Annotated in this window: 22 protein-coding genes and 7 tRNA genes; 25 read left to right on the top strand and 4 right to left on the bottom strand. The window is 50.5% G+C overall.

The window, feature by feature from the left end:
- Nucleotides 1-7 precede the first annotated feature (7 nt).
- The 6 genes from BLV87_RS15320 (at nt 8) to BLV87_RS15295 (ending at nt 4,162) form a co-directional block, all read left to right on the top strand.
- Entirely contained in the window at nt 8-592 is a 585-nt protein-coding gene (locus BLV87_RS15320; protein WP_093070067.1) for an ANTAR domain-containing response regulator, read from the top strand.
- Nucleotides 592-1,770 carry a CmpA/NrtA family ABC transporter substrate-binding protein gene (locus BLV87_RS15315; RefSeq protein WP_093070066.1) on the top strand — a complete coding sequence of 393 codons (1,179 nt, stop codon included), beginning with the start codon at nt 592-594 and terminating at the stop codon, nt 1,768-1,770. Before BLV87_RS15320 ends, BLV87_RS15315 begins: the two co-directional genes overlap by 1 nt.
- A 76-nt stretch (nt 1,771-1,846) precedes the next feature.
- The gene (locus BLV87_RS15310) at nt 1,847-2,398 is read left to right on the top strand and encodes a pyridoxamine 5'-phosphate oxidase family protein (protein WP_093070064.1); all 552 of its coding nucleotides are present in this window, start codon (nt 1,847-1,849) and stop codon (nt 2,396-2,398) included.
- Complete coding sequence (locus BLV87_RS15305; protein WP_093070062.1) at nt 2,383-2,955, top strand: transglutaminase-like domain-containing protein; 573 nt, start codon at nt 2,383-2,385, stop codon at nt 2,953-2,955. Before BLV87_RS15310 ends, BLV87_RS15305 begins: the two co-directional genes overlap by 16 nt.
- Nucleotides 2,956-2,976: 21 nt before the next feature.
- Nucleotides 2,977-3,432 carry a GNAT family N-acetyltransferase gene (locus tag BLV87_RS15300; RefSeq protein WP_093070060.1) on the top strand — a complete coding sequence of 152 codons (456 nt, stop codon included), beginning with the start codon at nt 2,977-2,979 and terminating at the stop codon, nt 3,430-3,432.
- Nucleotides 3,433-3,556: 124 nt separating this feature from the next.
- The gene (locus BLV87_RS15295; RefSeq protein ID WP_093070058.1) at nt 3,557-4,162 is read left to right on the top strand and encodes an FMN-binding negative transcriptional regulator; all 606 of its coding nucleotides are present in this window, start codon (nt 3,557-3,559) and stop codon (nt 4,160-4,162) included.
- Here the strand turns inward: BLV87_RS15295 and BLV87_RS15290 are convergent.
- The gene (locus BLV87_RS15290; RefSeq protein WP_093070057.1) at nt 4,152-4,634 is read right to left on the bottom strand and encodes a methylated-DNA--[protein]-cysteine S-methyltransferase; all 483 of its coding nucleotides are present in this window, start codon (nt 4,632-4,634) and stop codon (nt 4,152-4,154) included. The genes BLV87_RS15295 and BLV87_RS15290 overlap by 11 nt on opposite strands.
- A gap of 19 nt (nt 4,635-4,653) precedes the next feature.
- Nucleotides 4,654-5,253, bottom strand: a complete 600-nt coding sequence (locus BLV87_RS15285; protein WP_093070055.1) for a glutathione S-transferase — start codon at nt 5,251-5,253, stop codon at nt 4,654-4,656.
- A gap of 366 nt (nt 5,254-5,619) precedes the next feature.
- Between BLV87_RS15285 and BLV87_RS15280 the strand changes: the two genes are divergently transcribed.
- The 19 genes from BLV87_RS15280 (at nt 5,620) to BLV87_RS15190 (ending at nt 21,042) form a co-directional block, all read left to right on the top strand.
- A complete protein-coding gene (locus tag BLV87_RS15280; protein WP_093070054.1) occupies nt 5,620-7,020 on the top strand; it encodes a CmpA/NrtA family ABC transporter substrate-binding protein in 1,401 nt (466 codons plus the stop codon).
- Nucleotides 7,021-7,035: 15 nt separating this feature from the next.
- On the top strand, nt 7,036-7,968 hold the full coding sequence (locus BLV87_RS15275) for an ABC transporter permease (RefSeq protein WP_093070052.1): 933 nt from the start codon (nt 7,036-7,038) through the stop codon (nt 7,966-7,968).
- Between the two features lie 19 nt (nt 7,969-7,987).
- Nucleotides 7,988-8,872 (top strand): ABC transporter ATP-binding protein, encoded by an 885-nt coding sequence (locus BLV87_RS15270; protein ID WP_093070051.1) that lies wholly within the window; start codon nt 7,988-7,990, stop codon nt 8,870-8,872.
- 98 nt (nt 8,873-8,970) lie between these two features.
- A tRNA-Pro gene (locus BLV87_RS15265) sits at nt 8,971-9,047 on the top strand.
- A gap of 18 nt (nt 9,048-9,065) precedes the next feature.
- A tRNA-Arg gene (locus tag BLV87_RS15260) sits at nt 9,066-9,141 on the top strand.
- A 31-nt stretch (nt 9,142-9,172) separates the two neighbouring features.
- Nucleotides 9,173-9,248: transfer RNA gene (locus BLV87_RS15255), tRNA-His, on the top strand.
- 106 nt (nt 9,249-9,354) lie between these two features.
- A tRNA-Leu gene (locus tag BLV87_RS15250) sits at nt 9,355-9,439 on the top strand.
- Nucleotides 9,440-9,510: 71 nt separating this feature from the next.
- Nucleotides 9,511-10,818, top strand: a complete 1,308-nt coding sequence (gene tig, locus BLV87_RS15245) for a trigger factor (protein ID WP_093070049.1) — start codon at nt 9,511-9,513, stop codon at nt 10,816-10,818.
- 29 nt (nt 10,819-10,847) lie between these two features.
- On the top strand, nt 10,848-11,462 hold the full coding sequence (clpP, locus tag BLV87_RS15240; protein WP_093070048.1) for an ATP-dependent Clp endopeptidase proteolytic subunit ClpP: 615 nt from the start codon (nt 10,848-10,850) through the stop codon (nt 11,460-11,462).
- 250 nt (nt 11,463-11,712) lie between these two features.
- Nucleotides 11,713-12,999 carry an ATP-dependent Clp protease ATP-binding subunit ClpX gene (gene clpX / locus BLV87_RS15235; RefSeq protein WP_093070046.1) on the top strand — a complete coding sequence of 429 codons (1,287 nt, stop codon included), beginning with the start codon at nt 11,713-11,715 and terminating at the stop codon, nt 12,997-12,999.
- A gap of 65 nt (nt 13,000-13,064) precedes the next feature.
- Entirely contained in the window at nt 13,065-15,485 is a 2,421-nt protein-coding gene (gene lon, locus BLV87_RS15230) for an endopeptidase La (protein WP_093070044.1), read from the top strand.
- Nucleotides 15,486-15,643: 158 nt separating this feature from the next.
- Nucleotides 15,644-15,931, top strand: coding sequence for an HU family DNA-binding protein (locus BLV87_RS15225; RefSeq protein ID WP_217630010.1), 288 nt, complete (start codon nt 15,644-15,646; stop codon nt 15,929-15,931).
- Nucleotides 15,932-15,949: 18 nt separating this feature from the next.
- Nucleotides 15,950-16,025: transfer RNA gene (locus BLV87_RS15220), tRNA-Val, on the top strand.
- A gap of 21 nt (nt 16,026-16,046) precedes the next feature.
- Nucleotides 16,047-16,123 (top strand) — tRNA-Asp (locus BLV87_RS15215).
- Nucleotides 16,124-16,191: 68 nt separating this feature from the next.
- Nucleotides 16,192-16,268 (top strand) — tRNA-Asp (locus tag BLV87_RS15210).
- A 113-nt stretch (nt 16,269-16,381) separates the two neighbouring features.
- Entirely contained in the window at nt 16,382-18,262 is a 1,881-nt protein-coding gene (locus tag BLV87_RS15205) for a SurA N-terminal domain-containing protein (protein WP_093070041.1), read from the top strand.
- An 8-nt stretch (nt 18,263-18,270) separates the two neighbouring features.
- Entirely contained in the window at nt 18,271-19,566 is a 1,296-nt protein-coding gene (gene mtaB, locus BLV87_RS15200) for a tRNA (N(6)-L-threonylcarbamoyladenosine(37)-C(2))-methylthiotransferase MtaB (protein ID WP_093070040.1), read from the top strand.
- The gene (locus tag BLV87_RS15195) at nt 19,556-20,143 is read left to right on the top strand and encodes a hypothetical protein (RefSeq protein ID WP_093070039.1); all 588 of its coding nucleotides are present in this window, start codon (nt 19,556-19,558) and stop codon (nt 20,141-20,143) included. The genes mtaB and BLV87_RS15195 overlap by 11 nt, the downstream gene beginning before the upstream one ends.
- A gap of 218 nt (nt 20,144-20,361) precedes the next feature.
- Nucleotides 20,362-21,042 (top strand): TMF family protein, encoded by a 681-nt coding sequence (locus tag BLV87_RS15190; protein ID WP_093070037.1) that lies wholly within the window; start codon nt 20,362-20,364, stop codon nt 21,040-21,042.
- 14 nt (nt 21,043-21,056) lie between these two features.
- Here the strand turns inward: BLV87_RS15190 and BLV87_RS15185 are convergent, their stop codons facing one another.
- Both BLV87_RS15185 and BLV87_RS15180 read right to left on the bottom strand, forming a co-directional pair.
- Nucleotides 21,057-21,509, bottom strand: a complete 453-nt coding sequence (locus tag BLV87_RS15185) for an EVE domain-containing protein (protein ID WP_093070035.1) — start codon at nt 21,507-21,509, stop codon at nt 21,057-21,059.
- Nucleotides 21,510-21,528: 19 nt separating this feature from the next.
- Nucleotides 21,529-22,377 carry a 23S rRNA (adenine(2030)-N(6))-methyltransferase RlmJ gene (locus BLV87_RS15180; RefSeq protein WP_093070034.1) on the bottom strand — a complete coding sequence of 283 codons (849 nt, stop codon included), beginning with the start codon at nt 22,375-22,377 and terminating at the stop codon, nt 21,529-21,531.
- Between the last annotated feature and the right edge of the window lie 28 nt (nt 22,378-22,405).

The following is a 22,405-nucleotide window of genomic DNA, read 5'->3' as shown; positions in this document are numbered from 1 at the left end:
GGTTCACATGCACAAACTGATGTTGGTCGATCAAGACCCCGACCGTTCCGCGAGTCTCGAAGTCGCGCTCCTTGCCGCTGGTTACGCCCACATAATCCGCGTCGGACAGGGTGAAAACTTGCTCGCCGCCGTGCGTACCCACCAGCCCGATATTATCCTCATCGACATGCAAAGCCCCGACCGCGATACGCTGGAATCGCTGCGCAATGTCAGCCGCGAAATGCCTAAACCCATCGTATTTTTTGCCGAACAAAGCGACCTTGACACCACTCGCGCCGCCATTAGTGCCGGAGTTAGTGCCTACATCGTTGATGATTTGCCCGGAAAACGCCTGAAATCGGTGTTGGAAGTGGCGATTGCCCGCTTTCAAGAACACCAAAAGCTCAAAGATGAGCTGGAAGACTACAAATCGCGTCTGCAAGACCGCAAAGATGTGGATAAAGCCAAGGGCATCCTCATGCAGCACCGCAACCTGACGGAAGAAGAGGCATACCAACTCCTGCGCAAAATGGCGATGGATCGCAATATGAAAATCGGCGAAGCTGCCCGCAATTTCGTCGCAGCCATGGCCTTGCTGGGGGGGAAATTCTGATGAAACAAGAGTTACGCATCGGCTTTTTGCCCCTCACCGACTGCGCCGTGCTGGTAGCGGCATTGGAGCGCGGTTTCTTTGAAAAATACGGCCTGCACGTCACCTTGCAGCGGGAAGTGTCTTGGGCAAATATTCGTGACAGGGTGGCGTTCGGCGAGCTGGATGCGGCACACATGCTTGCCCCCATGCCTTTGGCGGCAACGTTGGGCATCGACGGCTTGGGCATTCCCATGCAAGCAGCCTTCAGCCTTGGTTTGAATGGCAGCGCGATTACCGTCGCCAGCCCGTTGATGGAAGCCATTCGGCAACATTACCCGCAAGCATTATGCACCTCTCCGGTGCGTTCACACGGTCTCAAGCATCTTTTAAGTGCGCAAACGCCGCGTAAACTGGTGTTCGGCTGCGTTTATCCTTTTTCGCAGCACCATTACCTGTTGCAGGCATGGTTGCAGGATGGCGGTCTGGTGTTGGGGCAGGATGTGGAAATTCGCGTGATTCCCCCGCAGCAAATGGTCGAATCCTTGGCGCAAGGTCAGATTGACGGCTACTGCGCGGGCGAACCGTGGAATCAGCAAGCCGTCAGCCGGGGTATTGGACAGGTTGCCGTTACCAGTTACGATTTGTGGAACAATGGCCCCGAAAAAGTGCTGGGTGTCACCCAAGCATGGGCAGAAGCCAACCCCGAAACGCATCAAGCCTTGCTGTGTGCCTTGCTCGAAGCCGCGCACTGGTTGGAAGAGCCGCATAATCGCGTGCGGATTGCTGAATTACTAACCCGACCGGAATATTTGGATGTGCCGCTTGCCTTGATTCAGCCGCCGTTGCTGGGGCGTTACCGTTACGCGCCGGATGAGCCGGAACGTTTGCTGCCCGATTTCAACGTGTTTGCGCGTTATGCCGCCAATTTCCCCTGGCATTCGCACGGCGCGTACTTTTTGGCGCAAATGCACGCCACGGGTCAGTTGGCAACCTTGCCCGCCGATCCTGTGGCACTGTTGGCGAAGGTGTATTGCACACCGTTGTACCGTTTGGCGGCTGAAACTCTGAGCTTACCGTATCCGACGGTGGATTATTTGTCGTCAGTGCATTGCCTCGCGCCGTGGGTGTTGCGCGATGCCAGCCAGCCGATAGCGATGGGGAATAGTTACGTGGCGTTGGAACGGTTACGCTTGGGGTAGAATTTTCTGTGATGAATGGTTGAGTGGTCATGGTATTTGGTAAAGTCATGCTTCCTCGACTGACGGATTCATCATCATGGCACAACGCTTCGACACCCTGAACGAACGGCAGACCCGTTTCATCTGCGAACAGAAAATCTTCTTTGTTAGCACTGCACCCGAAGCGGGGCATGTTAACCTTTCGCCCAAAGGCATGGATTCGTTGCGGGTGTTGGACGACTCCACCGTTGCATGGCTGAACGTGACGGGCAGCGGCAATGAAACGGCGGCGCATGTACAGGAAAATGGGCGCATGACGCTGATGTTTTGCGCGTTTGAAGGCAATCCGCTGATCCTGCGCTTGTACGGCACTGCCACGGTTTACCATCAGCATGATGCAGAATGGGCGCAATGGTACGGTAAATTTGAGCCGATTCCGGGGGCGCGGCAGGTATTCGTGTTGAATGTCGAGATCGTGCAAACCTCCTGCGGCATGGCTGTTCCCTTGTTTGACTATCAGGGCGAGCGTGATTTGTTGCGTGATTGGGCGGCGAAGAAAGGTGAGGAGGGTATCCGGGCGTATTGGGCGGAGAAAAATCAGGTGACGTTGGATGGTAAGCCGACGGGGGTTTTATGCAAGCATTCTTAACCAGCAGCCACTACATCGACTGGCAACACCCGCAAGTGTTGGCACAAGCCCAAGCGTTAGCGGCAGGTTGCACCACACCCGAAGCCATTGCCAAAGCGTGTTTCGAGTTTGTTCGCGACCACATTAAGCACAGTTGGGATTACCGCCTGAATCCGGTGACGTGCAAAGCGTCGGAGGTATTGCAACATGGCACGGGCTATTGCTACGCCAAAAGCCACTTGCTGGCAGCGTTATTGCGGGCGAATAGCATTCCAGCGGGCTTGTGTTACCAGCGTTTGACCATTACCGACCAACCACCGTTTTGCCTGCACGGGCTGAATGCGCTCTACTTGCCAGAATACGGCTGGTATCGGGTCGATGCGCGGGGCAATAAACCGGGCGTGGCTGCTGAATTTTTCCCGCCTATCGAACAACTGGCATTTCCGCTGTTGAATCCGCATGAGCAGGATTTGCCGGGGATTTTTGCCGAGCCGCTACCAACGGTTGTGCGGGTGCTGGCAAACAGCGAAACTATCGAACAGGTTTATGAAAATCTGCCAGATGCTGAATCGATTTGAAACAAGGAAATTAAAGAGAAAATGAATACCGTAACTGTTCGTCAGGCCACTTTATCTGATCTTGATGCGCTCGTACCGTTGTTTGATGGCTACCGTCAGTTTTACGGTCGGGCAAGTGATGCCCAAGCGGTGTGGGCGTTTCTGTTGGATCGTTTTAATCATGGCGATTCAGCCCTGTTCCTTGCTGTTGAGGGGCAAACACCTATTGGGTTCACCCAGCTTTACCCAAGTTTTTCTTCGGTATCGCTTGCTCGCACGTTCATACTGAATGATCTTTTTGTACAGGAACAGTCGCGCCGTAAAGGGGTTGCCTCAAAACTGCTGTCTGCTGCCATTGCATTTGCAAACACGCTAGGTGCTGTCCGCGTTTCGCTATCAACGGCAATAACCAACGAAACAGCCCAAGCCCTTTATCAATCCGCTGGTTGGAAGCGTGATGAACAATTTTTTGTTTTCCATTTCCCCCTTCCGGTATGAGAGCGACGACCTCAACATATCTTGCAAACGTTTGAACGTACCCTCGCATTTTATGAGCGCGAAGGCTTCGCCATCACTGGCGGGCGCAAGCTGAAAACGTTGCTTTAGCCGTATCGGAGTTCTCATGTACATCCCCCAACACTTTGCCGAACACGACCGAGCCGAAATCTTGCGCTTCATCCAAGCCAATGCATTTGGTACGCTGGTCACAGTGGAGGCAGGCGTTCCCTTCGCCAGCCACATCCCGTTTCTGCTGGAGCAGGGCGGCACACTCACGCTGTCCGGTCATCTTGCCAAAGCCAACCCACAATGGCAGCACTTGGCAGCAAACCCGCAGGTGTTGGCAATCTTCCAAGGCGCACACGCCTACATTTCACCCACATGGTACGAAGGCGCAGGCGTACCCACTTGGAATTACACTGCTGTGCATGTTTATGGCACTGTCCGCGTCATCCACGATACCGCATGGCTGCAAACACAAGTGGAACGCCTCAGCCATCACTACGAAGGCGATACCCCAAACGCTTGGATTCCCAGCTACCCCGCCAAACTGCTGGAAGCTATCGTTGGTTTTGAAATCACCATCGAATCGCTGCAAGCCAAATACAAACTCAGCCAGAACCGCAGTGCAGCAGATCAGCACAATGTCATGCAAGCCCTTGAGGCCAGTAGCGGGGAAAACGAGCGCGAGGTGGCAGATTTAATGGCAAAACATTTAGCTAAGCATTAGCCTCCAACGCCAGCAAATATGCCTTTGCCGCCAATCCACCCGCGTAGCCAGCAAGCTTGCCGGATTTGGCAATCACTCGATGGCAAGGCACGATAATGCTGATCGGATTCAACCCGTTGGTATGCCCAATCGCCCGCACCGCTTGTGGTTGTCCAATCATTTGCGCTTGTTCGGAATAACTGCGGGTTTCGCCATAGGGAATCTCACGCAAGGCTTGCCAAGTGCGCAGTTGAAAATTGGTGCCATGCAGTTCCAGCGGTAACGCGAAGCAGTGGCGTGTTCCGGCAAAATAGGCTTGCAATTGACGAATGGTTGTTTGGGTTAGGGTATTGCTTTGTGTTTGCACGTTACCCAAGGTGGTGCGGATGCGTTGCCACAGACTATCGAAAGCCACGGCACACAATGCATAGTCGGTTGCGGCGATATGCAACGTGCCGATGGGCGATTCCCATGTTTCAACACAAGTATTCATTGGCTGCCTCCGGTGGTTTTTACGAGGGTTGGGTGGCTTGCATCGCAGGACGTTCGCGGAATGGCGCATACCATGCCAACATTTGCGGGTAAGCAGCGGCTTGCAACAGGTGCGGCAAACGGAATTCCAGATACCCGAGGGCAGCACCCAACGCCAAATGTGCCAAGGTGAGGCGTTCGCCCAAAGTGTCGAGGCGGGCTTCGACATGCTGTAGGGTGCGGGTAATTTCAGTTTCCCAGCGAGCCATGGCAGCGGGGGAACGCTCGTGTTCCGGGCGGCTGCGTTCTTCCATCACCCGGTTGTAGGCGGCATCCATTAAGCCGTCGGCGAGGGCTTCCCAACGCAAGATTTCCCAGTGTTGCCAGCCGGATAATGGAAGTAGGGTGTTTCCACTGAGGCTGTCGAGATAACGGCAAATCACCGGGCTATCGAACAAGGCTTCGCCATTTGCCAGCACTAACGCGGGGACTTTGCCGAGTGGGTTGGCGGCGAAGAGTTCGGGTTGTTCCTGCGCGACGTTAACCGATATAACGTCAATTTGTGCCGCTAAGCCGGTTTCAATCGCAACCATGCGCACTTTGCGGGCGTAGGGGGAAGTGGGGGAGTAGAACAGTTTCATCGTATGTTTATGCTCTCGTTATTATCTGAAGCGATTGTAGAAGGATGCTGCCGCGACTGCACCAATCTTGCCCAAACTAAGCCAAAAAAGCACAACATAAGTGCAGCCTAATGAATCGTAGGGTGGGTAGAGTACCCGCGAAACCCACCAAATTCGCCACCAATCCGTTATTTTTACATTTGGCACACCCCTTGCATTATAACCCTCATGCAGTCAACGGCGACTGCGTAATCATGAAGTGACTCCTCCTCCTAACCGTGCGATGTAGCGCGGGTATTTGGGTAAAGCTGCCCTGACGACTGTTGGTTCCTCCTCCGCCAACAGATTGTCAGGGCTTTTTTTTTGGCTACGAAAAAGGTTTTTACGATGAGCAACACACACGCAACCGAACGCCGTGCCTTCCTCAAAAAAGCGACACTGGCGTTGGCCTTAACTTTGAGCATGGGTACAGGGCTGCTTAGCACCAACGCACACGCCGAGATTGGTAAGCCGGAAAAGGCTGACCTGAAATTGGGTTTCATTAAACTGACCGACATGGCTCCGCTGGCGATTGCCTATGAAAAAGGCTTCTTTGAAGACGAAGGGCTATTCGTCAAGCTCGAAGCGCAAGCCAACTGGAAAGTGTTACTGGATGGTGTAGTCGATGGGCAACTCGATGGCGCACACATGCTGGCAGGGCAACCACTCGCCGCTACCATCGGTTTCGGCACCAAGGTGGACATTATTACCCCGTTTTCGATGGACTTGAACGGCAACGGCATCACGGTTTCCAACGCCGTTTGGGAAAAAATGAAGCCGCATCTGGAAATGAAAGACGGCAAGCCCGTTCACCCCATTAAAGCGGACGCACTCAAAGCGGTGGTTGAGGAATACAAGAAGGAAGGCAAGCCGTTCAACATGGGCATGGTGTTTCCGGTTTCCACCCACAACTACGAGTTGCGTTACTGGTTGGCAGCGGGTGGCCTCAACCCTGGCACTTACGCGCCGGGTAAGGATGACATCAAGGGGCAGATTGGTGCGGATGTAATGCTTTCCGTTACTCCGCCACCGCAAATGCCCGCCACGATGGAAGCAGGCACGATTGATGGCTATTGCGTCGGCGAACCGTGGAACCAGCAAGCGGTCGCCAAAGGTATTGGTGTGCCGGTCATTACCGACTACGAAATCTGGAAAAACAACCCGGAAAAAGTCTTCGGCATCACCAAGGCATTTGCTGAAAAGAACCCGAATACCACTGCACGTTTGGTGAAAGCCCTGATCCGCGCTGCTTACTGGTTGGATGAAAACAATAATGCCAATCGCAAAGAAGCCGTGGAAATCCTTTCCAAGCCGGAATACGTCGGCGCTGACAAAGCAGTATTGGAAAACTCCATGATCGGCACGTTTGAGTATGAAAAAGGTGACAAGCGCGAGGTACCGGATTTCAACGTGTTTTTCCGCTACAACGCCACTTACCCGTACTACTCTGATGCGGTGTGGTATCTGACGCAAATGCGCCGCTGGGGTCAAATCGGCGAACCTAAGGATGACAAGTGGTTTGACGAAACTGCCAAGAAGGTTTACCGCCCTGACATCTTCAAAATCGCCGCAGAAGCCCTGATTGCAGACGGCAAAATGAAGAAGGAAGATTTCCCGGATTTTGGAGCAGAAAGCGGTTATAAGCCTGCGACCAGCGACTTCATCGACGGTACGAGTTACGACGGCAAAAAGCCGAACGAGTACATCGAGCAGTTCAAGATCGGGTTGAAGAAGGATGATAAGGTTTAAGGGGAGGGTATTCCTATGAACACCAAGCAACTATTCCAGACCCTCGTCGCGCCGTTTCTCGGTATCCTGCTGTTTCTGGCGATTTGGCAGATTGGTGCGCCCAAGATTGTAACGTCGTTGGGGGCAGTGCCGGGGCCGGTGCAGGTTTTCGAGCAATTTACTGGCCTGATTGATGAGCATCAGGCAGCACGCCAGAAAGAGGTGGAGTTTTACCAGCGGCAAGAGGAACGCAATGCTACCGCGTTGGCGGAAGACCCGAATGCTGAGGTCAGTATCCGCCCTTACACCGGTAAAGCGACATTTTTTGATCAAATTGTGACAAGCATTGTCACCGTGATGACGGGCTTTGTGTTGGCGGGATTTATTGCGATTCCGCTGGGGATTGTGGCGGGGTTGAGCCAGACGGTGTACGCCGCGCTTAACCCGTTGATTCAGCTTTTCAAGCCGGTATCACCGCTGGCGTGGTTGCCGATTGTGACCATGATCGTGAGTGCGGTGTATGTGTCGGATGACCCGACGTTTGATAAATCGTTCATCAACTCGGCGTTGACGGTGCTGCTGTGCTGTTTGTGGCCGACCATTATCAATACCACGGTCGGTGTCGCCAATATCAGCAAGGATTTGCAGAACGTCAGCAAGGTACTGCGCCTGAGCTGGTGGACGCATGTGCGTAAAATCGTGCTGCCTTCTGCGATTCCGATGATTTTTACCGGCTTGCGTTTATCCTTGGGGATTGCGTGGATGGTGCTGATTGCGGCGGAAATGCTGGCGCAAAACCCCGGTTTGGGCAAATTCGTGTGGGATGAGTTCCAAAACGGCAGTTCCAATTCGCTGGGGCGGATTATGGTGGCGGTGATTGTGATTGGTTTAATCGGTTTCGCGCTGGATCGCGGCATGTTGCTGCTGCAACGTCAGGTGTCGTGGGATAAGAGCGCGGCATTGCGTTAAGCGCATAAGGAGAAGAGTGATGACAACAAAACACACGGATCACCTGCTGATTTCACAGGTATCCATCGACTTTCCCACCCCGCAAGGGCCGTTTCGTGCGCTCGACAAAGTGGATTTACGCATTGAAAAGGGGGAATTTGTGTCGATTATTGGGCATTCCGGCTGCGGCAAATCCACCGTGCTGAACATCGTCGCAGGCTTGTATCAAGCCACCGAAGGCGGGGTGATTCTGGATGGGCGCGAAGTCAATGAGCCGGGGCCGGAACGGGCGGTGGTATTTCAGAACCATTCCTTATTGCCTTGGCTGACGGCGTATGAAAACGTCGAATTGGCAGTGAAACAGGTCTTCAAGGGCAAAAAGTCCAAAGCCGAAATGCGCGAATGGATTGAGCACAATCTGACGCTGGTACACATGGATCATGCCATGCACAAACGCCCCGATGAAATTTCCGGCGGGATGAAGCAGCGGGTCGGGATTGCGCGTGCCTTGGCGATGCAGCCGCAGGTGCTGTTGCTGGATGAGCCTTTTGGCGCACTGGATGCCTTGACCCGGGCGCATTTGCAGGATTCCATGATGGAAATTCAGGCGACACTGGGCAATACCGTGATCATGATTACCCACGATGTTGACGAGGCGGTGTTGCTGTCAGACCGGATTGTGATGATGTCGAATGGCCCGGCGGCAAGTGTGGGGGATATTGTGCAGGTGAATTTGCCGCGCCCGCGTAATCGGGTGGCGATGGCGGAATCAGTGGAATACATGCGTTGCCGCAAGGCAGTGTTGAGCTTTTTGTACGAGCGGCACGGGCGTAAAACAGTATCTGTGTCAGTGGAAGATGAGGAAGTGCAGCCCGCAAGGGATAATATTGTGACATTGAAACCCAGTACTGCTAAAGCTGCCTAAAAAAGTCCGGTAAGGGGCTTGACGTAAGAGTGTGTGCTACGTATAGTTCGCGCTCTTGATTGAGGAACGGAATCAACGTATTCTTTACCTCTCAACGTCGGAGTATAGCGCAGCCTGGTAGCGCACCTGTTTTGGGTACAGGTGGTCGGGGGTTCAAATCCCTCTACTCCGACCAACTTTTCAACTCTTACTTGCGCCCGTAGCTCAATGGATAGAGCAACGGCCTTCTAAGCCGTAGGTTGCAGGTTCGAGCCCTGCCGGGCGCGCCATTAATGCCCCCAGCAGATAATGTTTTCAGTGGTGACTGTAGCTCAGTTGGTAGAGCACTGGATTGTGATTCCGGTGGTCGTGGGTTCGAGCCCCATCAGCCACCCCACTTTTTTCCCGCTTCAAATATTATGCAAAAGCTAACAGGCTGTGTATAATCGCCTCCTTCGTGATTCTCGGTAGGGTTTGCTGACCGGAATCCGCAATTGATATATGCGAAAATGGCGGAATTGGTAGACGCACTGGTTTTAGGTACCAGCGCCGCAAGGCGTGAGAGTTCGAGTCTCTCTTTTCGCACCACTTTAACTCCTTGATTTTAATGATGATCTGCCCTGCATCGGTGGATGTCAGGCTCGTAACGAGGTTTTTACATGCAATTTTCTGTCGAAACAACCGGTAACATCGACCGCAAAATGACAGTGGCAGTTCCTGCCCAAAAAATCGACCAAGAAGTAGAAAAACGCCTGAAAGGCATGGTGGGTCGCGTCAAAATCGACGGTTTCCGCCCCGGCAAAGTGCCGTTTAGCGTGGTCAAAAAACGCTATGAAGAGGGTGTGCGTTACGAGGTAGTGGAAAAGTTGCTGGGTTCTGCTTTCCAAGACGCAGCTAATCAAGAAAAATTGCGTGTCGCAGGTTTGCCAGAAATCGACCTGAAAACGATGGAAGCCGGTAAAGACCTCGAATTCGTGGCGAGTTTCCAAGTTTACCCAGAGGTGGTGATTGCAGGCGTTGAAACCCTGACGATTACTCGCCCGGTTGCAGACATTGCTGACGCTGATCTCGACAAGATGATTGATGTCATCCGCAAGCAAAATCAAGAATGGAATGAAGTTGACCGCGCTGCTGCGGTAGGCGACACGGTAAAAGTCGATTTCGACGGTTCTGTCGATGGCGAAGCCTTTGAAGGCGGTGCGGCGGAAGATTATTCGGTCGAACTCGGCGCGGGTCGCATGTTAAAAGACTTTGAAGACGGTCTGATTGGCATGAAAGCTGGTGAAGTGAAAACCATTGATGTGGCGTTCCCTGATACTTACCACGCTGAAAACCTGAAAGGTAAAACGGCACAATTCAAGCTGACCATGAAGCAAGTGCGTGCTTCCGTCTTGCCAGAAGTCGGCACCGATTTCATCACTAAATTCGGCGTAGAAAGCGGTTCTGTCGATGATTTCCGTGCTGAAATCAAAAAGAATATGCAGCGCGAACTCGATACTGCCATTAAAACTCAGCTCAAGCAGCAGGTCATGGACGGTTTGGCGGAACTGCACAGCATTGATATTCCTAAGTCGCTGGTGACGGAAGAAATCCGCTACGTTCGTGATGAGTTCTCGCAAAACACTGGCTCTCCGGCGGATAATATCCCCGACGAGTTGTTTGCGCCGCAAGCAGAGCGCCGCGTGAAGTTGGGTTTGATTGTGGGTGAAGTGATTCGCCAACACAGCCTGCAACGCGACCCGGCACGGGTTGAGGCAATGTTGGAAACCGTGGCTGCCAGCTACGAAGATCCGCAAGCGCTGAAAGACTACTACCGGAGCAACCGTCAAGCCATGCAGACCATCGAAGCAGCGGTAATGGAAGAAATGATCGTTGAATGGGTTATGGAAAAGGCCACCGTCAACGACGAAACCCGCGACTTCGATAGCGTCATGAACCCTAAGAAGCCGGAACAGGCACAAGCCTGAGTCCTGTAAACAGATAAAGGTAGGTTGTAATGTTTGGAATAAACCCGATTGAACCACGCGCTGTTGGCGTTCCAATGGTTATCGAGCAATCTGCTCGTGGCGAACGCGCCTTTGACATCTACTCGCGCTTGCTGCGGGAACGGGTCATTTTCTGTGTGGGTGAAGTCGAAGATTACATGGCTAACCTGATTGTGGCGCAGTTGCTGTTCCTCGAATCCGAAAACCCTGAGAAAGATATTCACTTGTATATCAACTCACCAGGTGGTGTGATTACCGCAGGCATGGCGATTTACGACACCATGAAGTTTATCAAGCCACAAGTCAGTACCTTGTGTATTGGTCAGGCAGCCAGCATGGGCGCGGTGTTATTGGCAGCGGGTGAAAAGGGCAAGCGTTTCGCACTGCCACATTCGCGCGTCATGATTCACCAGCCGTCGGGTGGCTCGCGTGGACAAGCTTCTGATATTGAAATCCAAGCGCGTGAAATTCTCAAAATGCGTGAGATTTTAAATAAAGTATTGGCGGGTCATACCGGGCAAACGGTCGAGCGTATTGAGCAAGACACGGATCGGGATAACTTTATGGATGCGGTGCAGGCGCGTGAATACGGCTTGATTGATGAGGTCTTGACAGTTCGCACGTAATGGATTGTCGGACTAAAGTCCAACCTACATAGCCATTTGTCAGAAAACAGCCTGTCTTTACAGGCTGTTTTCGTGTCTGGACAGGTATTTTTCAGCAAAAGAAGCATAAAATACTTGTAAAAGGCGAGTATTCTTGTAACAAGACAAGTTTATTAGAATAATATAGCTTGAAAGCAGTCATACGGACACAACATAGTCCGTTGGTTTACATCGTTGATGTGTCGTGAAGCGGCACAGGATAGAGGTTCTGATGAGTAAAGATAGAAGAGGCGATCACGATAGCGGCAAGCTGCTGTATTGCTCTTTCTGCGGAAAAAGCCAGCACGAAGTACGCAAGCTGATCGCTGGCCCTTCGGTGTTCATTTGTGATGAATGTGTGGATTTGTGTAATGACATCATTCAAGAGGAAATGCATACCGCGCAAGGGTCTGATGAACAATCTTCCCTGCCGACGCCGCGTGAGATCAAAGGCAACCTTGATGAATACGTGATTGGTCAGGAATTAGCAAAGCGCGTGCTTTCAGTAGCGGTTTACAATCACTACAAGCGCTTGTACAAAAAAGGTAGCGGCAAAGATGAGGTCGAGTTGGCAAAAAGCAATATCTTGCTGATTGGCCCGACGGGTAGTGGTAAAACTTTGCTGGCGGAAACCTTGGCACGCTTGCTGAATGTACCGTTTACCATTGCTGATGCCACGACCCTGACCGAAGCTGGTTATGTAGGCGAGGATGTGGAAAACATTATCCAAAAGCTGTTGCAAAAATGCGATTACGATGTCGAAAAAGCTCAGACAGGTATTGTCTACATCGACGAAATCGACAAGATTTCCCGCAAAGCCGATAATCCCTCTATTACCCGTGATGTGTCTGGCGAAGGTGTGCAGCAAGCCCTGCTGAAACTGATCGAAGGCACTGTAGCCTCCGTACCGCCGCAAGGTGGGCGTAAACACCCGCAACAAGAATTCTTGCAAGTCGATACCCGCAATATCTTATTCATTGTGGGTGGTGCATTTTCCGGTATGGATAAAGTCATCCGCCGCCGTACCGAGAAAGGCAGCATTGGCTTTTCCGCCAAAGTGAAATCACCGGAAGAAAGCCGCAGTTTCGGTGAAGTTATCAAAGACATCGAAGCCGAAGACTTGGTGCATTACGGTTTGATTCCAGAATTTGTGGGGCGTTTGCCTGTCATCGCCACCTTGGAAGAGCTGGATGAGACGGCATTGGTACAAATTCTCACCGAACCGCGCAATGCGCTGACTAAGCAATACGCCAAGCTGTTTGAGATGGAAGGTGCCGAATTGGTCTTCCGTGAGGACGCGCTGCATTCGATTGCCCGCAAAGCGATGGAGCGCAAAACCGGGGCGCGTGGTTTGCGTTCCATTATGGAAAAAATCTTGCTGGATACCATGTACGACCTGCCATCTGAGCAGAACGTCAGCAAGGTGGTGGTGGATGATTCCGTCGTCAAAGGCGAATCCCAACCGTATCTGATCTATGAAAATGTCGAGCCGCAGCAGCAATTAGCCGCAGGCGAATAACATTTGTTGGCGTGCTGATGTTTTTCAGCACGCCACCCTCCTATCCGCCACAGTGAGTACTTATTATGGCTGAATCAATCATCGTTCCCGTTTTACCGTTGCGTGATGTTGTGGTGTACCCACACATGGTGATCCCCTTGTTTGTCGGGCGTAACAAGTCCATCCAAGCATTGGATATGGCGATGGATAGCAACAAGCAAATCCTGCTGGTTGCCCAAAAAAGTGCCGAAGTGGACGCTCCTGAATTAGATGATGTGCATACGATGGGTACGCTTGCCACCATTCTGCAACTGCTGAAGCTGCCGGATGGTACGCTGAAAGTACTGGTGGAGGGGCTGGAGCGTGCAGAAATTATCGCAATTGATAATGACGGTGATTTTTCCGCAGCACGGGTCAAAGTAGCCGCTTCGGTTTCTACTGACAGCCGCAAGATTGATGTGCTGAGCCGCTCTTTGGTGAGCTTGTTTGAACAATACGTCAAACTGAATAAAAAAGTTCCACCGGAAATTCTCTCCTCCTTATCCAGTATTGATGATCCGGTACGCTTAGCCGATACCATTGCGGCACATCTGGGTTTGAAGATTGCGGAAAAACAGAAAGTACTGGAAATGCTCGATGTTGAAGAGCGCATTCAGTACCTGATGGAATTAGTGGAAGGTGAAATCGACTTGCTGCAAGTCGAAAAAAAGATTCGGGGGCGCGTTAAGCAACAGATGGAACGCAGCCAGCGTGAGTATTACCTCAACGAGCAAATCAAAGCCATCCAGAAAGAACTGGGTGAGATGGACGATGCTGCGCCGAATGAAATGGAAGAGTTGCTGCGTAAAGTTGAAGCAGCCGGTATGCCCAAGGAAGCCAAAGACAAAGCTGACGCAGAGTTGAAAAAACTTAAAATGATGTCGCCGATGTCAGCGGAAGCAACGGTGGTACGCAATTATATCGACGCGCTGGTGAATTTGCCTTGGAAGAAAAAATCCAAAGTTAATAATAACTTGCCGGATGCCGAAAAGGTGCTTAACGAAGACCATTACGGCTTGGAAGAAGTCAAAGAACGTATCCTCGAATTCCTTGCCGTACAGCAGCGCGTCAAAAAGATCAAAGGCCCGATTCTGTGCTTGGTAGGGCCGCCGGGGGTGGGTAAAACCTCCTTAGGGCAATCCATTGCGCGTGCCACTGGGCGTAAATTTACGCGGATGGCATTGGGCGGGGTACGCGATGAGGCTGAAATTCGTGGGCATCGGCGGACGTATATCGGTTCATTACCGGGTAAAATTCTTCAGAATTTGACCAAAGTAGGCACACGCAATCCACTGTTCTTGCTGGATGAAATCGACAAAATGGCCACCGATTTTCGCGGTGATCCGTCGTCGGCATTGCTAGAAGTATTAGACCCGGAACAAAACCACACCTTCGCTGACCATTACATGGAAGTGGATTTCGACTTGTCGGATGTGATGTTCGTGGCGACTTCTAACAGTATGCGAATTCCGGGACCATTGCTGGATCGCATGGAGGTTATCCGCATTCCGGGTTACACCGAAGACGAAAAGCTCAGCATTGCGAAGAATTACTTGGTTCCTAAGCAAATCAAAGCCAATGGGTTGAAGAAAGGGGAATTAACCATTAGCGATAGCGCGGTGATGGATATTATTCGCCATTACACCCGTGAAGCCGGGGTGCGTAATTTGGATCGTGAAATCTCTAAGTTATGCCGCAAAGCCGTTAAAGAGCATTTGTTGAGCGACAAGAAGAAGAGTTCCGTTACCCCGCGTAACATTGAGAAATACCTTGGTGTGAAACGTTTCGATTACGGGCGTGCGGATAAAAGTAACCAGATTGGTCAGGTCACGGGTTTGGCATGGACGTCGGTTGGTGGTGACTTGCTCACCATTGAAAGCGCTTTATTGCCGGGCAATGGCATGATCAAAAGTACCGGACGTTTGGGCGAAGTGATGAAAGAGTCTATCCATGCTGCCGAGACAGTGGTTAAAAGCCGCGCACGGAGCTTGGGGATTACCCGTAAATCACTGCGCAAGAATAATGTACACATCCATGTGCCTGAAGGTGCAACGCCTAAAGATGGCCCCAGTGCAGGTGTCGGTATGGTCACCGCGATGGTATCCGCGATGACGCGTATCCCTGTGCGTGCTGATGTGGCGATGACGGGGGAAATTACTTTGCGCGGAGAGGTATTGCCCATCGGTGGCTTGAAGGAGAAACTACTGGCAGCGCACCGTGGTGGTATCAAGCTGGTATTGATCCCCAAGGAAAATGAAAAAGATTTAGCAGAAGTACCGGATAACGTCAAAAAAGGTTTGGAAATACGCCCAGTGAAGTGGATTGATGAGGTATTAGCCTTGGCGTTAGAACATGCGCCAGTGCCTTTGGCTGATGATGAGGACTTGGATGATGATGCGGAAGCACCATCTTCCGCCCCAGTGGTGGTGGCTGACGAAGAGGAAATCAGCCCAGCCAGACCACATTAATGTCCTAAACGGGATGCTGAAATGCTTCTGTGCGTTTGAAGTCCGTCATTTTGTTGACATATTTTAGATGTCGCTGGTATAACTAGCGGGCGTATCCGCATGGGTGGCTCTGCTGACTGTTGTGGCAGGAGTGTTTCGGTTTCCCCTATAATGAATTCATAAGGAAAATTTCTATGAATAAATCAGAATTGATTGATGCAGTAGCAGAGAAGTCCGGTTTGACTAAAACCGATACCGATAAAGCGTTCAAGGCGTTTGTCGAAGTCATCAGTGAGTCGATGGCAAAAGGCGACCAAGTGGCTCTGGTTGGCTTTGGCACTTTCCTTGTGCGTGAGCGTCAGGCACGTTCTGGACGTAATCCGCGCACGGGAGACACAATTTCTATCGCTGCTGCAAAAATTCCTTCATTTAAGGCTGGTAAAGCGCTAAAAGATGCTGTACAGTAGCGACCTCTGATGAACGACGGGTAGTTAGCTCAGTTGGTAGAGCGTCGCCCTTACAAGGCGAATGTCGGGGGTTCGAGCCCCTCACTACCCACCATCTTCATTCAGTTTTTATCGCGGAGCGGTAGTTCAGTTGGTTAGAATACCGGCCTGTCACGCCGGGGGTCGCGGGTTCGAGTCCCGTCCGCTCCGCCAACTATTCAAAAAAGGATGCTCTTGTGGCATCCTTTTTGTTTATTTTAAGTTGTTTAATACAACATCGCGGAGCGGTAGTTCAGTTGGTTAGAATACCGGCCTGTCACGCCGGGGGTCGCGGGTTCGAGTCCCGTCCGCTCCGCCAACTTTTTCCATTTCATCCCCACTTTTCTTCCTGTATGATGGCATTCTTGCGTGCGTGGGGCGTGCGCATTAATTGTTCATCAATCAACATTACACACAAAAACGTAAAAGACCATGCTGCAATCAATTCATGACAAAGCCAAAGGCTGGGTTGCCTACGCGATCGTAGGGATTATCATTGTACCCTTCGCTCTAACTGGGATTTATGACTATTTTCAAGGTGGCGATAAACGTGTCGCTGCTGTCGTTAATGGCGAAGATATTTCGGTGCAAGCTGTACAAAATACGCTGTTACAACTTAAGCAGCAGTTAGGTGGTCAACTGCCAGAAGGTATGGATGAGGCGCTAAAAGGTAATGCCCTAGAATCCGTGATTAATCAAACCTTGATGCAGCAAAAAATTCGTGATGATGGCTATCTTGCAAGCAATCAAGAAGTGGCAGATGCTATTGCTGCGCTCGACGTTTTTCAAAAAGAGGGTAAATTTGATAAACAAACGTATGAAAGCTTTTTGAAAATGCAGCGTCGTGACCCTGCTGAGTTTGAAGCACAAGTACGCGCTGATCTTTCGCAACAACAGTTGCGGAATGCTGTGGCAAGTACTGCGTTTTTGCCCAAAGCAGAGGCAGAGCAGTATCAGGCACTACGTAATCAGCAACGCGAGCTGGAAGTCTTTACGCTAAAACTTGCTGATTTCCAGGCGCAAGTGCAAGTAACAGATGAGCAAATTGCCCAGTATTACGAGCAAAACAAAGCATCCTATATGACTGATGAGCGTGTACAACTGGCGTATGTGGAACTTAAGCGTGCTGATTTGATGGCTAATATCACCGTGGATGAGGCGGCGTTGAAAACGTGGTTTGATAATAATGCGGATACTTATGCGCAGCCAGAGCAACGTATGGTGAGTCATATCTTAATCAGTGTGGATGACCCTGCAAAAGATGCACAGGCTAAGCAGCGTATTGATGCGTTATATGCAGAAATACAGGCAGGCACTCGTACTTTTGAGGCGATTGCTCGCGCGGATTCCGATGATAAGATTGCTGCCGAAAAAGATGGGCAGATGGGTTCGGTTGTGGCAGGCGACTGGGGTGCTGAATTTGAGAAAGCAGTCTTTGCGCTAAAAGTAGCTGAAACATCGGCACCAGTGAAAACGGAAGCGGGTTACGAAATTATTCGTGTTACGGAAATCAAGCCAGCTAAGCCGAAAACATTTGAAGAGGCACGTGCAGATGTGGAAACCGATTACCGTAAAGATCAAGCAGAACAAGCCTTCCTCGATAAAGGCGAAGTGCTAGGTCGGGTTGCGTATGAGCAGGATGGTGATCTTGCACCGGCTGCTAAAGAAGTGGGTTTGAGTGTGCAGCAAACAGACTGGCTTACGCCAGTACAAGGCCAGGGCATTGCTGCTAATGACAAAGTACGTGCTGCCGCATTTAGCGAAGAGGTTTTGAAGTCTGGTAAAAACTCTGACTTGTTAGAACTGGAAGATGGTAATGCGGTGGTTATTCGTGTCGTGAATCATGAACCAGCCGCGCAGAAACCGTTAGAAACGGTTCGTGAAGATATTCGCACTGCTTTGCTTGCGCAAGAGGCTCGCAAATTGACGGCTCAAAAAGGTGAAGATCTCCTGAAAAAGCTGATGGCAGCACAGTCTTGGACTGTATTGGCAGAGTCTGGTTTAGGCTCGGAGACTGCTGTTGAAAAGCTCGGTTTGCTTGGGCGCACTGATACTAAACTGTCACCAGAGGTGTTGGAGCAGGCATTTGCACTGAGTCATCCGCTAGAAGGTAAATCGACGTGGGGTAGCGTTGCCTTGGCTAATGGGGATTATGCGATCGTTGCGTTGAAGTCGATCAAAGCGGGGGACGCTACGTTGGGTACTGATGCTGAAGCGATTTATAGTCAAAGCATTGGCTCGCGTGAGTTAGACGCTTTTTTGAAAGCGCTACGTGATTCCGCCACAGTCGAAACACATGCTGAGAATTTGTAAGCAGGTACATGAAAGTCCATCTGAAAGCGTTAGGATGCCGCCTAAATGAGGCGGAGTTGGAACAGTGGTCTCAGCAATTTCGTGCAGGCGGGCATGAAATTGTGCCCAATGCACCGGATGCCGATGTATTGGTACTGAATACCTGTGCGGTTACTAATGAAGCGTCAGGTAAGTCTCGACGCCTCATGCATCGCCTTTACCGTGAAAACCCTGCTGCCAAGCTGGTGGTGAGTGGTTGTTATGCCAGCCTGCAAACGGATGAAGTTGCGCAAACGCTCGGTGTGGATTTGGTTGTGCCAAATACCGAGAAAGATCAACTTCCCCAAACCGTGATGCAACATTTTACCTTGCCGGTGATGCCCGCGATGGCTAGTGAACCGGGTGAATCGCCATTATTCTTGCGTGGTCGGCATCGGGCGTTCATCAAGATTCAGGACGGTTGCCGTTACCGCTGTACGTTTTGCATTGTCACGGTGGCACGGGGTGAGGAACGCAGTCGCACTGAAGCTGAGATTATTGCTGAAATCAATGAGCTGTATCGGCAAGGCATTCAGGAGATTGTATTAGCTGGGGTGCATGTCGGCGGTTATGGCAGTGACACGGGAAGCTCTTTGTATGCCTTGGTGCAAGCCATTTTGCGGGAAACCGATATGCCGCGTATCCGGTTTGCTTCGGTAGAACCGTGGGATTTGCCGGATGATTTCTTTGCTCTGTTTGCTGACCCGCGTTTAATGCCACACATGCACTTGCCTTTACAAAGTGGAGCCGATTCGGTGTTGCGACGTATGGCGCGGCGGTGTAAGACGACTGAATTTGTGCGGCTAGTGACTGAGGCACGGCGTAGTGTGCCGGGTTTCAATGTGACAACGGATATTATTGTCGGGTTTCCGGGGGAAACCGATGAGGAGTGGGAACAAACCTTGGCTTATGTAGAGTCGGTTGGTTTCGGTCACATGCATATATTCACTTATTCGATTCGTACCGGAACGAAAGCCGCTACGTTGCCTAATCAGGTTGCAGAATCCGTTAAAAAATCACGCAGTCAAACCTTACATGCAGTGGGTGAGCGCCTGAAACGCGAGTGGTTAGCACGGCAAGTTGGTAGCACTGTGCCGGTCTTATGGGAGTACGGACGTGCTGGCGACGCTGGGCAGCACATTTACACCGGCTACACCCCGAACTACTGTAAAGTCATGGTTTCTGTAGCGGATAATGAGCCGCTTGAAAATACAGTTAAGCACACCATACTAACAGGTGTGAATGACGAGGCTGTTCTTGAAGGGAAAGTGAACCATGAACGCTAAGCGCTACTTATTTGGTTTTTATTTACTCGTGCTGAGTGTGTTGCTGCACGGGTGTATTTTTTCCTCGGAATCGCAGCAAGCTCGTGAGGTTGCTGATAAGTTTTGGCAGGCCGTGTTAAATGAGGACATGGATACTGCCAAAAATCTGACAACGTGGGAGAGTGCGCAATACCTGCAATTTTTGAGTAGCAAGAGTGTTGCTGCTAAGCGTTTTGAAACCGGCGAAATCAAAGTAGATGGTGTGACAGCCGAAGTGGCTACGCTACTATACAGTGGTGAAAAAGGCGACATGGCGATTCCTTTGCGTACAGTGTTGATTCGTAATAAAGATGTGTGGCAAGTGGATGTCCAAAAAACCATGGGTTCGATGGTCAGTGGTGCGATGGGGGCAGTGGTTGATCAGTTGAATATTTTTATGGAAAATGGATTAAAAGATTTGGATAAGGCATTAACTGATAGTGTGCAGGAATTAAACCAAAACCTAAAACAAGGTGTGGATCAATTAAAGAAAGAATTAGATACCCCGCCAGCAGCGCCTACTTCTTCTCCGCCACCTTCCGGCGCTCAAGCGATATAAATCCTTTCAGAAGATTATATTTTAATCAAAAAGCCGACTTCTTTGTCGGCTTTGCTTATTTCTATTGCATTCACGTCGTATTCAGGTTTATATAGGGCGATGTCCGTATACAGGTAAAAACCCCCGTTTTGTCAGTCAGTGACTGGTATAAAAATAAAGAGCTGTTATGTTGGCATCACGCTGTTGTGAATGGTCAGATCAACGAAGTGGAATTCCCCATGCCAAAATTAGTTATCAAGCAAGATTTGCCTGAAGTTTCCATACAAGAAAAATTGGAAAGTTTGTTACGGGTAGCTCTGCCCGTGTTGTTAGCTGTGATTGCTGTTGCGGCATCATTATCACTTTATATAACCCGCGATTCTGCGACACCGGGAGCCGCTATAGGAAATTCCGGGCAGCAAATTGATTTGCCTGCGATGTACACTGAACAAGAAGAGCAGATGAATAAGCTTGGACGTGAGTTTGAGGCTCAGGAAAAAACGGAATTAGAAAGTTACAATAAACACTCTACGTTGGTTGTAAAAGCTAATGAATTGTTGACAAAGATTGCTGAGCTAGATAGCAAGGTAGCAAGTTTAGATGTTTCCACTGAAACCAAGCAAGCTCTTTTGAGTCGCCATCAATATCAAAAGGACTATTGGGAAGCCAAGCGTGTCTTTCATCATTTACGTTTATCCCATTTTGCGAAGCCCGTTGATACGTCTGCATTGGCGTCAACGGTGACAGTGCCAAATATACCTGAAGAGACCATACCGTCGAAAACGGAGGTAAAAAAGGATGGTGAGACACTGAGTGCTGTGGAAGCAGCACCCAAGCCAGCGTTACCTGATGATTTCTGCCCACTATTTGGTCCAGGGGCTAAGGCTTGCCGACCAGGAGCAGACGATAAAACACCGTAACGGTTTGGCGAAGATTATTCCAGAACAAGGATGGTCTGCCATTCTTCGGCACTCACGGGCATCACAGAGAGGCGGCAGCCTTTTTGTACTAGTGGCATATTTTGCAACGCCGTTTGTTCGCGCAGTTCACGCAAACTGATGGTGCGCTTTAATTTACGCACGAATTGCACGTCAACCCGATACCAACTTGGATTCTGTGGGTCACTTTTGGGGTCGAAATACTTTGCTTCTGGGTTAAATGCGGTATCGTCGGGGTAGCCTTGGGTTGCAATGCTGGCGATACCGACAATACCGGGAATGTCGCAGTTTGAATGGTAGAAAAATACCTGATCACCTACCTGCATTTGGTCGCGCATCATATTGCGGGCTTGGTAATTACGTACTCCATCCCATGGTTCCACGGCTACTTTTTGTAAGTCATCAATGCCGAACACATCAGGTTCTGATTTCATCAGCCAATATTGCATGAGCGTATCCTTAAGGGGGTCAGGTGGTTTTTTCTGGGGTAATGTATGTGACTGTAAAGTGACCAGTGGAGTTAGCCATTTGCTGATTGATCCATGGTAAGGCTGACTGCATTTGCCCAGCTAGTAACCACGGCGGGTTGATAACGAACAAACCACTGCCCGTCATGCCAATTCCCGCATTGTCGGCTAATGGGCAATATTCGATTTGCAAAATGCCTGCAATCTTACTTTGCAGCAAGGCGTGAATCATTTGCTTGATCCGCTGACGTTCAATGACAGGATACCACAGCATATACGTACCTGTGGCAAAACGCTGGTGAGCTTTGATGAGTGTGCTGATGACATCAGCGTAGTCTGTTTTTAATTCGTAAGATGGGTCGATTAAGGTAACGGCTCGGCGGGTAATAGGGGGTAATAATCCCAACAAGCCTTTCAAACCATCTTGTTTGCTGATCTGAATACGTTTGTCGTATCCCAAATTATTTTCCAGTGCAGTGAAATCAGTGGGATGTAATTCAAACAAGCGTAATTGATCGGTTTTGCGTAATACGTTTGCCGCAATCCAAGGGGAGCCGGGGTAATGTTCTAAGGTCGGTTGGGCGTTGAGTTGTCTAATCAGGTTGAGATAGAGGTGTAGTGCATCGGGTGTATTGCTGGCACTCCACAAGTTTTGGATACCATGAGTAAATTCACGGGTTTTCAGCGCTTCTGAACTGTTCAGGTGGTATAGACCGACACCGGCATGGGTATCAATGTACCAAAATGGCTTATCTTTGCGCTGGTAGTATTCCAGTGTTAACACTAGCACTATATGTTTGAGGACATCAGCATGATTACCAGCATGAAAAGCGTGTCGGTAACTTAACAAGTCAAATTCCTTCCTTGGAAAATGCAGG

It is taken from the genome of Thiothrix caldifontis (genome assembly GCF_900107695.1).
GTDB lineage: Bacteria > Pseudomonadota > Gammaproteobacteria > Thiotrichales > Thiotrichaceae > Thiothrix > Thiothrix caldifontis.
The sequence above is the reverse complement of the archived record's forward strand: the minus strand, read 5'-3'. Positions and strand labels throughout refer to the sequence as shown.